General features: G+C 49.0%; 12 protein-coding genes. 9 read left to right on the top strand and 3 right to left on the bottom strand.

Annotated elements, in window-relative coordinates:
- Nucleotides 1–88: 88 nt before the first annotated feature.
- The 5 genes from AC4EHJ_RS13760 to AC4EHJ_RS13740 all read left to right on the top strand — a co-directional run bounded on the left by AC4EHJ_RS13760 (nt 89) and on the right by AC4EHJ_RS13740 (nt 4,485).
- On the top strand, nt 89–1,825 hold the full coding sequence (locus AC4EHJ_RS13760; RefSeq protein WP_490976197.1) for a carbon starvation CstA family protein: 1,737 nt from the start codon (nt 89–91) through the stop codon (nt 1,823–1,825).
- Between the two features lie 54 nt (nt 1,826–1,879).
- Entirely contained in the window at nt 1,880–2,158 is a 279-nt protein-coding gene (locus AC4EHJ_RS13755; RefSeq protein WP_490976364.1) for a cory-CC-star protein, read from the top strand.
- A gap of 24 nt (nt 2,159–2,182) precedes the next feature.
- Entirely contained in the window at nt 2,183–3,115 is a 933-nt protein-coding gene (locus AC4EHJ_RS13750; RefSeq protein ID WP_490976196.1) for an ArsA family ATPase, read from the top strand.
- Nucleotides 3,116–3,120: 5 nt separating this feature from the next.
- Nucleotides 3,121–4,104 carry a zinc-binding dehydrogenase gene (locus AC4EHJ_RS13745; RefSeq protein ID WP_490976195.1) on the top strand — a complete coding sequence of 328 codons (984 nt, stop codon included), beginning with the start codon at nt 3,121–3,123 and terminating at the stop codon, nt 4,102–4,104.
- A 72-nt stretch (nt 4,105–4,176) separates the two neighbouring features.
- On the top strand, nt 4,177–4,485 hold the full coding sequence (locus AC4EHJ_RS13740; RefSeq protein ID WP_490976194.1) for a magnetosome magnetite crystal formation protein family: 309 nt from the start codon (nt 4,177–4,179) through the stop codon (nt 4,483–4,485).
- A gap of 225 nt (nt 4,486–4,710) precedes the next feature.
- Here AC4EHJ_RS13740 and AC4EHJ_RS13735 read toward each other — a convergent pair whose 3' ends face one another.
- A complete protein-coding gene (locus AC4EHJ_RS13735; protein WP_490976193.1) occupies nt 4,711–4,932 on the bottom strand; it encodes a transcriptional regulator in 222 nt (73 codons plus the stop codon).
- Nucleotides 4,933–5,060: 128 nt separating this feature from the next.
- Here AC4EHJ_RS13735 and AC4EHJ_RS13730 point away from each other — a divergent pair, with 128 nt between their 5' ends.
- From AC4EHJ_RS13730 to AC4EHJ_RS13715, 4 genes are all read left to right on the top strand, one after another.
- Nucleotides 5,061–6,227 carry an exonuclease SbcCD subunit D gene (locus tag AC4EHJ_RS13730; protein WP_490976192.1) on the top strand — a complete coding sequence of 389 codons (1,167 nt, stop codon included), beginning with the start codon at nt 5,061–5,063 and terminating at the stop codon, nt 6,225–6,227.
- Nucleotides 6,224–9,316 (top strand): AAA family ATPase, encoded by a 3,093-nt coding sequence (locus AC4EHJ_RS13725; protein WP_490976191.1) that lies wholly within the window; start codon nt 6,224–6,226, stop codon nt 9,314–9,316. The genes AC4EHJ_RS13730 and AC4EHJ_RS13725 overlap by 4 nt, the downstream gene beginning before the upstream one ends.
- 36 nt (nt 9,317–9,352) lie before the next feature.
- Nucleotides 9,353–9,556: a hypothetical protein gene (locus AC4EHJ_RS13720; protein WP_490976190.1), complete on the top strand. Its 204-nt coding sequence runs from the start codon at nt 9,353–9,355 to the stop codon at nt 9,554–9,556.
- A gap of 71 nt (nt 9,557–9,627) precedes the next feature.
- Nucleotides 9,628–10,896 carry an acetyl-CoA hydrolase/transferase family protein gene (locus tag AC4EHJ_RS13715; protein WP_490976189.1) on the top strand — a complete coding sequence of 423 codons (1,269 nt, stop codon included), beginning with the start codon at nt 9,628–9,630 and terminating at the stop codon, nt 10,894–10,896.
- A gap of 80 nt (nt 10,897–10,976) precedes the next feature.
- On the opposite strand, the gene AC4EHJ_RS13710 is transcribed toward AC4EHJ_RS13715, so the two are convergent.
- Together AC4EHJ_RS13710 and trhA are read right to left on the bottom strand one after the other, a co-directional pair.
- Nucleotides 10,977–11,756: a 2-keto-4-pentenoate hydratase gene (locus tag AC4EHJ_RS13710; protein WP_490976188.1), complete on the bottom strand. Its 780-nt coding sequence runs from the start codon at nt 11,754–11,756 to the stop codon at nt 10,977–10,979.
- A gap of 122 nt (nt 11,757–11,878) precedes the next feature.
- On the bottom strand, nt 11,879–12,526 hold the full coding sequence (gene trhA / locus AC4EHJ_RS13705; protein ID WP_490976187.1) for a PAQR family membrane homeostasis protein TrhA: 648 nt from the start codon (nt 12,524–12,526) through the stop codon (nt 11,879–11,881).
- Between the last annotated feature and the right edge of the window lie 39 nt (nt 12,527–12,565).

The following is a 12,565-nucleotide window of genomic DNA, read 5'->3' as shown; positions in this document are numbered from 1 at the left end:
GAAAACGTTTACATTTTTCTGAAAGTTATTTATGCTTGAAGAACAAGCGTGCACTTTGCTTGAAAAAAATGACGAGGAGTTGAGGTGCTTGAATGCAATCGCGTTAGCGGCAATCGGAATTTTTGTATTCATTTTAGGTTACCGTTTTTATTCGAAATTCGTAGCGGAGAAGATTTTTAAATTGGATCCCAATTACGTGACACCGGCACATAAGTACAAAGATGGCGTGGATTTCGTCCCGACGAATAAATTTGTCTTGTGGGGACATCATTTTACATCTGTGGCAGGAGCGGCGCCGATTCTTGGACCGGCAATCGCTGTCTATTGGGGCTGGCTGCCTGCCGTTTTGTGGGTGGTGCTGGGAACAGTTTTTGCAGCGGGAGTCCACGATTTTGGAACTTTGGTGTTGTCAGTCCGCAATAAAGGGCAATCGGTCGGAACATTGGCACATCGCCTAATCGGCCAGCGCGGAAAAATATTGTTCCTTTTTATCATCCTCATCCTTGTGCTTATGGTCAATGCCGTATTCGCTTGGGTAATCGCGAACTTATTCATTTCATTCCCGGCAAGCGTATTGCCGGTATTCATCCAAATTCCATTAGCAGTTTGGATCGGCCATGCGGTTTATAAGAAAAACAAGAAAATGCTGGTCCCTTCGCTTATCGCGTTAGCGGTCATGTACTTCACTGCTGTTATTTCGAGCCAGATAGATTTCTTGCAAATCGACTTGGTCCGCTATATGGGCGGGGAAGAAGGCGCAGGATTATTCGGCCTTGGCGCAATTTCGACAGCGTTCTTTATTTGGATCATCATCTTGATGATTTATGTTTATATCGCTTCTACGTTGCCGGTCTGGCAATTGCTCCAGCCGCGAGATTTTATCAACTCGCATCAATTGATCGTCGGATTGGCCATTCTATATCTTGGCCTATTGTTCACGAATCCGGAAATCACAGCGCCAATGTCAAACCCTGACGCAGATGTCTCTTGGTTCCCGCTGTTATTCATCACAATTGCCTGCGGCGCCATTTCCGGCTTTCACGGACTTGTGTCATCCGGGACTTCATCAAAACAGCTGGATAAAGAAACCGATGCCCGTTTTGTCGGCTATCTAGGGGCCATAGGCGAAGGGGTTCTGGCACTGATCTCGATCATTGCTGTTATTACTTTCTTCCCGGACCGCGAAACATTCTTTGCGACTTACAGCAGCTTCCAGGCATCAAGTGGAGCTGGCCTTGGGGCATTCATTCAAGGGGCTTCGAAATTGGCTGAAGGGCTGCTGATCCCTGGTGATGTCGCGGCGACTATCGTATCCATCATTGTCGTGTCATTCGCTGCAACGACGCTCGATACTTCTGTCCGCTTGATGCGCTATATCATCTCGGAACTGGGCGTCGAGTACAATGTTCCTTCATTGGAGAAAAAACACGTAGCGACAACAATCGCTGTTGTGGCAAGTGCAGCACTTGTGTTGATTCCGGAAGGGCCGAACGGTTTCGGCTCAGGCGGATACTTGCTGTGGCCGCTGTTCGGTACAGCCAATCAGCTGCTTGCCGGCATCAGTTTGCTGCTGATCTCGATCTGGCTGAGAAAACTCGGGCGAAATTATATGATCACTATCATACCGATGATTTTCCTTATGTTCATGACCCTTTGGGCGATGTTCCAGCAGGTATTCCTGCAGTGGGCTTGGTATGCAGATTCACCTAATACATTGCTCTTTGTTTTCGGAGCTATCATTTTCGTCTTTACACTGTGGATCATCTTGACAGCGGCACAAGCGCTGCTCAGCAAAAAAGATCCGGGATTTGAAGAGATTGAATAAACTGGTTTGACTGCCGGAAGGGATCATGCACGCTGTGGTCCCTTCTCTTTATACATAAGAAGGAGGTGTGCAGACATGCTTGATAAGCTGAAAAAACTGATCGCTTATTACGAAGAAGTCTTGGAATTGCCGCACCGTACCGAAATCGCGCGCGAATTGCGTGCTGAAGATGACATGTTCCTGTTGATGCTGTATTCGGAAATGCTCGGAATCCCGAATCCTGTCTATTATTACACGCTTGAATTGTATCCGTATATGATCGAAGAATTTCACGATTGGCACTTGCGGATGGGAATGGAAAAGTCTCCTTTAAGCGGCATCCGCTGCTGTTGAACATTGAGGAAGTGAGGGGAAATAATGGATGTCTTAACAAAAAGCATCATCTTTGTCGGCGGCAAGGGCGGGGTCGGAAAATCAACTTCGGCAGCCGCAATCGCCTGGAAATCGGCTAAGGAAGGCAATAAAACCTTATTGATTTCGACCGATCCGGCACATAATGTCGGCGACATCTTTAACCGTGAAATCGGCGGCAAGACCATTGAAATCGCTGACAACCTCTTTGCTCTTGAAATCGATCCGGAAATCGAAACGGATAATTACATCAAAGGGGTTAAAGCCAATATCAAAGGCACGGTCCATACGAGCATGATGGAGGAAGTGAACCGCCAGCTCGATACGGCGAAAGCATCACCGGGAGCTGATGAAGCGGCGCTGTTCGACAAACTGATCCATATCATTTTGGAGGAGCGCCAAAATTTTGATAAGCTGGTTTTTGATACGGCGCCGACCGGGCATACTATCCGTTTGCTGACGCTGCCTGAATTGATGGGCGTGTGGATAGAAGGGCTGCTCGAAAAACGGCGTAAAACCAATGAAAATTACACCGCGTTATTGAATGACGGCCAGCCGCGGGAAGACCCGATTTACGATGTGCTGCGCGAACGCCAGGAACGCTTTTCAAAAGCACGCGACATTCTGTTGAATGAAAAGGAGACCGGCTTCATCTTTGTGCTGAATCCCGAGCGTCTGCCAATCCTGGAAACGAAAAAAGCCTTGGAGCTTTTGCATAAATACCATCTGCACGTAAAGACGCTGATCATCAACAAGGTGCTGCCTGAAGAGGCAGACGGCGAGTTTTTGATGGAGCGTAAAAAGCACGAACAAAAATATCTGGAGCTGATCAACGAAACATTTCCGAAGCAGGAATTGATTTTTATTCCGTTGTTCTCGCAGGATATCATCAGCATGGAGCAATTGGAGCTGTTCAGTCGACAATTCACGGAAGGGTGACGCAATTGAAAGCATTCGTTATGGAAGCAGGGCAATTTAAATTGAAAGACATGCAAGAGCCGGAAGCGAAAAGCGGCGAAGTGGTTGTCCGTTTGAAAACAGCGGGCATCAACCGCCGCGACCTTGGCCTTTTGAAGCGCTACGGTGACAATCCTGAAGCGTTGGTGATCGGTTCTGACGGAGCGGGCATCATTGAAAAGGTGGGGAAAGGGGTAGCGGATTTTTCCGAAGGGGAAGAAGTTATCATCAATCCTGCATTGCGCTGGTTTAAGAATAGTGACGCGCCGCCAGCAGAATTCGATATTCTCGGCATGCCGGATCACGGAACGTTCGCGGAGAAAATCGCAATTTCCGCAGAGCAGATCGAACGCAAACCTGCGCATATGAGCTGGGAAGAAGCAGGGGGCTTAGTGCTGCCCGCGCTGACGGGCTACCGAGCGCTTTTCACAAAAGGACAATTGGAAAAAGGGCAGACTTTGTTCATTCCGGGAGCGGGCAGTGGAGTGGCGACATTCCTTATCCAGTTCGCGAAAAACGCTGGAGCCCGCGTAGTCGTGACGTCGCGCAGCGAAGAAAAGCGCCAACATGCGCTGCGCATCGGAGCGGACCGCGCAATTGCCACAGACAGCGACTGGGTTGAAGAATTAGCGGATGAAACAGTTGACCTGGTCATCGATAGCGTCGGAGGCGCGACATTCAACAGGTCGTTGGGAGCGTTGAAAAAAGGCGGACGCATCGTCATCTTTGGCGCGACGACTTCAGACAATGTCGATTTCAATTTGCGCAGCTTTTTCTACGGGCAATACCAGTTATTCGGTTCGACAATGGGCTGCCGCGAAGAACTCCGCGACTTGATCGCCCATATGGAACAATACGAGACGCTTCCGATAGTCGATAAGACTTTTGCTTTGGACGAAGCTCAGGAAGCTTTTGATTACCTGGCTGCCGGAAAGCAATTCGGCAAAGTCGTTCTGCGCATCAGTGAATAACTTCTTGAAACTTTTCAGCCGCCCATCCGTATAATTAACCAGAAGCAAGAAAATTGACTGGAGGTCAATAGGATGGAAAATACAGGATTGAAAGTGCTCGTCCACGCCAGCGCGTTCTTTGCGCCATTTTTAGTGCCGTTTATCGTTTTCCTGATTACGAGCGACCAAGAAGTGAAGAAATTGTCGATTCAGGCATTGCTGTTCCAACTCGCCATGGGCGTGTTGCTGTTCATTTCAAGTTTGTTGATGTTTGTCATCATCGGCATTCCGATGCTGATCATTTTCGGCTTGATGACAATCATCGTGCCGGTTATGGGCATTATCAAAGCATTGAACAACGAAAAATTCGATTATCCGATTGTCGGAGCATGGTATCAATGAAAAAAGCCCCTCGAGGGCTTTTTTTATTGGAATAAAATCCGGTGAGAAGCGTATTTCGCCAACTATGGGGCTTTTTTCAAGTTCAGTAAAGTATATATTGGCCGTTGCAGAGCGTATTTCTTCAGCAATAGAGGGTATTTTCGAAATCATAGGAAAACCCCGGCCATCACGAGATAGCTGGGGTTTACGGGTTGGAAATATTCGCAATGGCGGCGCTGGCATCCATCAAATGATTAAGCGTTCCTTGCGCGTTACGGGAATCAGCGACAAGACGTTGTCTATTTTGAACGTCCGTTTTTCATTCCGCAGGAAGCAATAAGCTTGAAACGATTCGCTGCTGACTTTGAAAATTTTGATGCGTCGTTTGCTGATGGTTCCGTCGTTGGCCATGTACATGATGTCCACAAGCTGCTGATATTTGAATGCCTTTAAAATCTGCGCGCGCATTGGCTTTCACCCCTTAATAGAACGTTTGTTCTTATTATAGAGTATAAATGCGGAGCAAACAAGCAATTTGATTTCGTGTATAATGGAACGAACATATATTCTTTTCAGAAAAAGAGAGGAGCTTGAATATGAAATTTTTCCATACCGCCGATTGGCATCTCGGCAAGCTGGTCCAAGGGGTTTACATGACAGAAGACCAGCGTTTTATCTTGGACCAGTTTATCGCTGCAGTTGAAGAACAGCGGCCGGATTGCGTCATCATCGCAGGTGATTTATACGACCGGGCAGTGCCGCCGACCGAAGCCGTCAACCTGCTCGACGAAACCCTTGCGAAAATTGTCCTTGAATTGAACACGCCGGTCTTTGCAGTTGCCGGCAACCACGACAGCCCGGGGCGCCTGAATTTCGGGAGCCGAGTGTTCCGCAAAAACGGCATCCACATCGCGGGCCATGTCGCAAAAGACCATGCGCCTGCAGTGATTGCAGACGAGTTCGGGGAAGTCCACATCCATCTGCTGCCTTATGCCGATCCGTCCCAAGTGCGCTACGTGCTGGAAAATCCGGAAATTCGTTCACACAACGATGCGGCGGAAGCGTTGACGCTGAATATCGCACAATCGCTTGATCCGGACGCGCGACATATTGCGGTCGGCCACGCCTTCGTGACACCGCACGGCGAGGAGCGGGAAAATACCAGCGATTCTGAACGCCCGCTGTCGATCGGCGGAGCGGAGCATGTGGAAGCACGCCACTTCGCGGCATTCCATTACACCGCACTCGGCCATCTGCACCAAGCACATCATGTGCTGAATGAAACAATACGCTACGCGGGGTCTCCGCTGAAATATTCGATTTCGGAAGAACGCCATCAAAAAGGTTTTCTCGTGGTCGACATCGATGGCGACGGAAACGTCACCACTGAAAAACAATTGCTGCTGCCGAAGCGCGATATGCGGACTGTCGAAGCCTTTATAGAAGATTTGCTGCGCCATGAGGTCAACGAAGACTATGTTTTCGTCAAGCTGCTGGATGAAACGCCGATTCTTTATCCGATGGAAAAAATCCGGTCGGTTTACCCGAATGCGATGCATGTCGAACGGAAGCTGGCTGGGGGCGCAGGATTCCAAAGCGACAACGGTTCGCGCCGGGAGATGGATCCGTTGAACTTGTTCCATGCTTTTTACGAAGAAGTGAAAGGCGAGCGAGCAGCTGAAGAGACAGAAATGATTTTTAAAGAAGTGTTGGAAGAATTTCTTCACGAAGAAGATGGCGTCAAAGCGGAGGTGAAAAAATGAAACCCTTAAAACTGAAAATGACCGCATTTGGACCTTATAAAGGGAGCGAAACGATTGATTTTGCCGATTTGAAAGGCAATCAGCTATTCGTCATTTCCGGCAGCACCGGCTCCGGCAAGACGACGATTTTTGATGCAATCAGTTTCGCGCTTTACGGTTCCGCGAGCGGTTCCGACCGTGCTGAACCACGTAATTTGCGCAGTGATTTTGCTGACGGCAACACCCACACAAGCGTGGAAATGGAGTTTGAGATACATAGAAAAACGTATCGCATCCTGCGCCAGATGAGCCATGTCAAAGCGGGCAATAAAAGCGCAACAGGCGACCGCTATGAGTTTTTTGAAATTACGGAGAACGGGGAAGTCCCATGCGTGGAGCGCCAAATCGTCTCTGAAATCGACCGCAAAGTGGAAGACCTCCTGGGCTTGACGCAAAACCAATTCAGCCAGATTGTCATGCTGCCGCAAGGGGAATTCAGGAAGCTATTGACTTCCGAGACGGACAATAAAGAAGAGATTTTGCGCAAAATTTTCAAGACCGAGCCGTATAAAATGATCAGCGAGCGATTGAAACAGAAAAAAGACGCAGCGTCAGAAGCCTACGGCGTTGAAGAGCGGATGCTCAAAAGCCATATCAGCAGCATCGCTTCAGCACTGCCGGCTCGGGAAAGCGAGTTGTTCGAGCTGATTCAGCGCGATCACATCAACATCCACCAAGTGCTGGATGGATTGGACAGCGAAACAATTCATTACAGCGAAAAAGAGCTTCGGGATGAGCAGCGCTATGGAGCGGTGTTTAGTAAGCATGGCGAAAAACAGGCCACTTATTACGAAGCGAAAAAGTGGAATGACCGGATTAGCGAGCTGGAAGAGAAAGAACGGCGTCTCGGGCAGCTGGATGGACAGCTTGCTTCTATTGAAGAACAAGAACGCGCTGTACAAAAAGCGGAGCGGGCCAGCCTGATCGAAGGGCTGGAAAATCTGTTCAAGGAGCTGCAGCAAAGCGAAGTTGAAAAAAAACGGCTATTTGCCGATGCGCAAAAAGCGGAAGAGCAGGCAGCGAATGCTTTGGCATCTGCCGAGTCAGTGTTTGCGCATGAGTTGGAGCAGGAAGACGGGCGCCATGAAGTGCGGCGGCAGCTGATGCATCTGGAGAGTTTATTGCCAGCAGTTCAGGAGCTTGCATCTAAGCAAAAAGAACTGGCGGAAATGGAAGCTGCTGCAAAAAAATCAGCAGTAGATGAGAAAAAAGCTGAAGCAGCATGGTTGGCCGAAAGAGAAGCGTGCAAAGAATTGGCAACGGACATCGCTTTGCTCGAAACGAAGCTTGAAACGTTTGATGACAAACAGGCCGTGCTTTCCGCGCTGAATGAGCAATGCCGCGTGCTGATGGAATTAACGGCGCTCGAAAAAGCGCAGCTGCGCCACATCACTGAAAACAGCAGCAAACAGGCTGCTTACAAAGCGGCTTTAGAAGAATATAAGGCTCTTGAAGCGAGCTGGTTCGGTAATCAGGCGCAAGTGTTGGCTGCTGCACTGCATGACGGAGAAGCCTGTCCGGTATGCGGCAGCACCGAGCATCCTGCCAAAGAAAACGGCGGGCACCATGAAGAAGTGCCGAAAGCCCGTTTGGACGGAGCGAAGGCGAATCTGGATTTGGTGGACGGGCAATACCGGGACGCTCTGGCAAAAGCGAATTCCATAGAAGAGCAACTGATCGAAAAACGTCGTACAGTGACGGATCTAGGTTTGGCAGCTGAAAAAGCGCAAGAGCTGCACACAGAGCTGGAGCAAAATCGGCGTGAGTTGGATAGCGAAGTCAAAGGACTGTTTTTGGATAAGCAGCAGCTGCGGACGCTGAAAGAGCGGCTTGCGTTGAAAACCGAAAAAGCGAGTGGATTGGAAACCAGCAAAACAGAGCTTGCCCGTAAGACGCAGCTGCAGGTTTCCGCTTTCGAGACAGCCCAGGCTGTTTTTGAACAGCGCCTGCTGTCCATTCCTGAGGAAGTCCGGACCATGGCGGTATTGAGCGAAAAAATCAGGCGCATAAAAGATAAGAAAGAACAGCTGGAGCGCAGTTGGGAAAATGCGCAAAAAGGCTTGCAGCTTGGGAAAGAACGGGTCGCCGCTGCTGCTGTTGCGGTTGTGCATAGAAGCGAAGCGGCAGCGGAAGCCGTGTCTAAAAAAGAGACGGCGCTGCAGCAATACCGTGAAGCGCTGCAAAAATCCGAGTTTGAGTCTGAAGAAGCATACCAGCAGGCGAGAATGCCGGAAGCGGCACGAGGGGAATTGCAGCGCTCGAACCAGCAATTCAGGCAGGCGTTCCATACCGCAGAACAGCAGGCCAAGGAGCTGCGGGAAGAACTTTCAGGCAAGGCCAAATCGAATCTCAGCCTCTTGGAACTTGAAATTAGCCAATTGAAAGCGGAATACGAAGCGGCGTTTGGCGAATGGAACCATAGCAAGGAATTGAAATCGGTAGCTGCCGGTTTAACGGCGAAAATCATTCAGGCTTCCGGTAAAGCGGCGGAGATGGAACAACAAATGAACCGCATCACCGACCTCCATGACATGGTCCGCGGCCAGAACAGCCTAAAAATCTCGTTTGAACGCTATTTGCAGATTGAGTATTTGGAGCAGATCATCCAATCCGCAAATGAGCGCTTGAAAAATCTGTCAAACGGCCAGTTTTATCTGATGCGCAGCAACCGGCAGGAAGCGCGCGGCAGACAAAGCGGTCTCGGCTTTGATGTCTATGATGCTTATACCGGCCAGACGCGCGACGTAAAAACTTTGTCAGGCGGCGAGAAGTTCAACGCATCGTTATGCTTGGCGCTCGGCATGGCAGACGTCATCCAGAGTTTCCAAGGCAATGTTTCGATTGACACGATGTTCATCGATGAAGGATTCGGGTCGCTTGATGAAGAATCTTTGAATAAAGCGATTGACACATTGATCGACCTCCAAAAATCGGGCCGCATCATAGGTGTCATTTCCCATGTCCAGGAACTGAAAGCGGCCATTCCAGCCATCCTGGAAGTGCATAAATCAAAAGAAGGCTTTAGCCGGACGAAATTTGTCATCAAATAAAGGCATCCATAAAAAGAACAAGAAGGGGCGAGCGATATGAAAAAATGGAGTTTGAAAACGCGGTTGATTTATTTTGGCGTTATTGCGTTGGTCAGCGCCGCTTTTTTTGCTCTGCAATTTTATGGTTATCAAAATGGAGGGCAAAGCACTTGGGAAGGGATGCTTCTCATTGTATGGGGGCTTCTGGCGGCATTCGGCATCGGCGGATTCGTTTACAGCATCGCTAGAAAGGGCCGCTAAAGTTTCATGGGCAAGGGCCGGAAGCTGTGGTAAAGTAAAAAGATATTTGTAAAAGCAGGAGTGAAAATACCATGACGAAAAAATTAAACCCCGAAGAACTGATCCGTTTGATCGAACCTGGCTCAGACATCATCGTGCCGATTGCCAACGGCGAACCGGTCCGCCTGCTCGATATTCTGGAGGACCATGCAGAAAAATTGCAAGGCGTTAAAATTCATCAGATGCTTGCTTTGCGCAGCCGCCGCTATATCAACGGTGAGTTTGAACACTTGAAGCATGTGTCGTATTTCCTGAGTGGCGCTACCCGGAAAGTGTACCAGCAAGCGAAAATGGAACTTGTACCGAATAATTTCCACGAAGTTCCGCGCATGCTGCAAAAAGTGACGAAAATGTCGATGATCATGACAGTGGCATCGCCAATGGATGAACACGGCTACTTCACGTTCGGTACGCAGGCGGATTACGTCGCTGAATTTGTCGGCAAGGTCCCGTTTGTTTTGGAAGTCAACGAACACATGCCGAGAACTTACGGGCGCAACCAAATCCACATTAGTCAAATTGCCGGTTTCATCGAACACAACGAAGCGCTTGCGGAAGAAAATACTCCTGCGGTCGGCGACAAAGATCTGCTGATTGCAGCATCTGTCATTGAAGATATCCAGAATGGCGATACGCTGCAAATTGGTATCGGATCGGTGCCGAATGCGGTCATCAGCATGCTGAAAGACCATCGCCATCTGGGGATCCATACGGAAATGCTGCCGGACGGCATCGTCGATCTCGTTAAATCCGGTGCGGTCGACGGCACGCGGAAATTTACTCATACCGGTAAAATTGTTGCCACTTTCGCTTACGGCTCTAAAAAGTTATACGATTTCATCGATGATAATCCGGTTGTGGAATTCCTGCCGGTCAGCGTTGTTAACGACCCGAGGGAAATCGCGAAAGAGAAGAACATCGTTTCCATCAATGCGACAACCGAAGTGGACCTTTTCGGCCAATGTGCATCGGAAACGGTTGGCGGCAAGTATTATTCGTCAAGCGGCGGCCAAATCGATTTTGCTCGCGGCGTGCGTTTTGCGGAAAATGGCAAAGGCTATATCTGCATGCAATCGACAGCTAAGAACAATACCATCTCCCGCATCAAACTCCAGCTGGCACCAGGCTCCGTCGTCACGACCGGGAAAAATGATGTTGATAATATCGTGACCGAACACGGCATCGCGCGCCTGCACGGTGTATCGATTTCCGAACGGGCGAAACGCCTGATCAGCATCGCGCATCCGGATTTCCGCGATGAACTCACGTTTGACGCCAAAAAGCAGGGCATCCTTATTTAAAGCAGCAAAAAACCCTTTTCCTCGGCGAGGAAAAGGGTTTTTTTATGTTGATCTTCAAACGGCCGTAACGTCCTTTCTTATCAAACAACCTCTAACGCTACTTCACCGAGGCCTTCATAGCTTGCTGTATAAAAGCCTCTTTCCAATTTTTTTGGAGAGATAAAAGTTCCGGAGGACACGTACATCCCTTTTTTCAATGTATTGCCGTGCAGAGCCAACTCGTCAACGAGCCATTTCACTGCCAACGCCGGATGCCCCAGTACAGCAGTTGAGCTATTGGACGCAATTTCTTCGCCATTGAGACGGAGCACGCCTTGGATATCCGCCAACCCCTCATAGGTGACAGAAGAGACCGGCGCACCAGAAACGATTTTGCCGGCGACAGCACTGTCCGCAATCACTTGGCCAAGCGTGATTTTGGGAAACCAGTCATTAAAACGTGAATCTGGCACTTCGATTCCCGGGCAGACAACGGTCTTTTGAAGGGTGTCAGCGACGCTGTCGGTGGGGGACAAATCTTCTTGGGCGATGAAGATCAATTCGATTTCAATCAAAGGTGAAGACATCCCTGCCAGGTCGATAATGCCACCAGACAATGCAGAAGACATCAACGCACCGTATAGAGGAGTGGTCGAATTGAACAGCTTTTGTGTTTCGGGGCTGGTCAAACTCACTTTATAGCCTTTTAACTCTTCACCGGCGGAATGGATTTTCTTCGCCGTCAGCGCATGCTGGATACCGTATGCCTGCTGTTTGTCCAATGCCCCAGGTATTTGCTCTTTATCAATTTGCTGCTTATGTACATAGGCTTGAAATAATTTCTCGGCAGTTTTTTCATCTGCTGCTGATAAGTCTGTCATTGTTATTGCCCCTTCCGAAACGTTTGAATTATCATAACACTTAATTTATTATCGTGTAACCGCCTTCCGCAAATCGGTAAAAAAAGCCCATGTTCCAGTATTCGGAACATGGGAGAGAGTGATTAAAGTACATAAAAATAAACGGCAAGAAAATGGCACAAGCTGCCGGCTAAAATGAATAAGTGGAAGATTTCATGAAAGCCGAGGCGCATATGTGAAAATATTTCCGGTTTCAGCGCATAGATAACGCCGCCGATTGTATAAAGGACGCCGCCGGCTATCAGCAGCAGCAAGCCGACAAGCGACAATTGGCCAGCCAATGGCACGACTGCAAAAACGATGATCCAACCCATGGCGATGTAGAGGACGGTTGAAAGCCAGCGCGGGGAATGGAACCACACCATTTTAAAGAAAATGCCGCTCAAGCCGATAACCGCGACCAATGCGAATAACACGGCACCAAGCGTGCCTTCTAAAGCGATAAGGCAAAATGGCGCATACGATCCTGCGATCAAGGCGTAGATCATCGAATGGTCCAGCTTTCTCAAAAATGCGATGAATCTCGGGCTCGCCTTGACGCTATGGTAAATCGCCGATGCCGAGTAAAGGCATATCAGACTGATGCCGAAAATCAGGACTGCGGCTAAGTGGATAGGAGGAGCTTGGTTGTACGAAGCTTTAATGACCATCATCAAAAGAGCGATGAAAGATAGTACGGCTCCTGCTAAATGGGATAATGCGTTGAATGGTTCACGGATATAAGTACGCATGTAAATATGCACCTCTTCTAAAGTAGTTATTGAAACTAC

Source organism: Planococcus sp. TJ-301, from assembly GCF_058268475.1.
The sequence above is the reverse complement of the archived record's forward strand: the minus strand, read 5'-3'. Positions and strand labels throughout refer to the sequence as shown.

Excerpts from the sequence above, each read along its gene's own strand:
- AC4EHJ_RS13750 (WP_490976196.1), top strand. The coding sequence starts at position 2,183 with ATGGATGTCTTAACAAAAAGCATCATCTTTGTCGGCGGCAAGGGCGGG.
- AC4EHJ_RS13740 (WP_490976194.1), top strand. The coding sequence starts at position 4,177 with ATGGAAAATACAGGATTGAAAGTGCTCGTCCACGCCAGCGCGTTCTTT.
- AC4EHJ_RS13735 (WP_490976193.1), bottom strand. The coding sequence starts at position 4,932 with ATGCGCGCGCAGATTTTAAAGGCATTCAAATATCAGCAGCTTGTGGAC.
- AC4EHJ_RS13730 (WP_490976192.1), top strand. The coding sequence starts at position 5,061 with ATGAAATTTTTCCATACCGCCGATTGGCATCTCGGCAAGCTGGTCCAA.
- AC4EHJ_RS13725 (WP_490976191.1), top strand. The coding sequence starts at position 6,224 with ATGAAACCCTTAAAACTGAAAATGACCGCATTTGGACCTTATAAAGGG.
- AC4EHJ_RS13720 (WP_490976190.1), top strand. The coding sequence starts at position 9,353 with ATGAAAAAATGGAGTTTGAAAACGCGGTTGATTTATTTTGGCGTTATT.
- AC4EHJ_RS13715 (WP_490976189.1), top strand. The coding sequence starts at position 9,628 with ATGACGAAAAAATTAAACCCCGAAGAACTGATCCGTTTGATCGAACCT.
- AC4EHJ_RS13710 (WP_490976188.1), bottom strand. The coding sequence starts at position 11,756 with ATGACAGACTTATCAGCAGCAGATGAAAAAACTGCCGAGAAATTATTT.
- trhA (WP_490976187.1), bottom strand. The coding sequence starts at position 12,526 with ATGCGTACTTATATCCGTGAACCATTCAACGCATTATCCCATTTAGCA.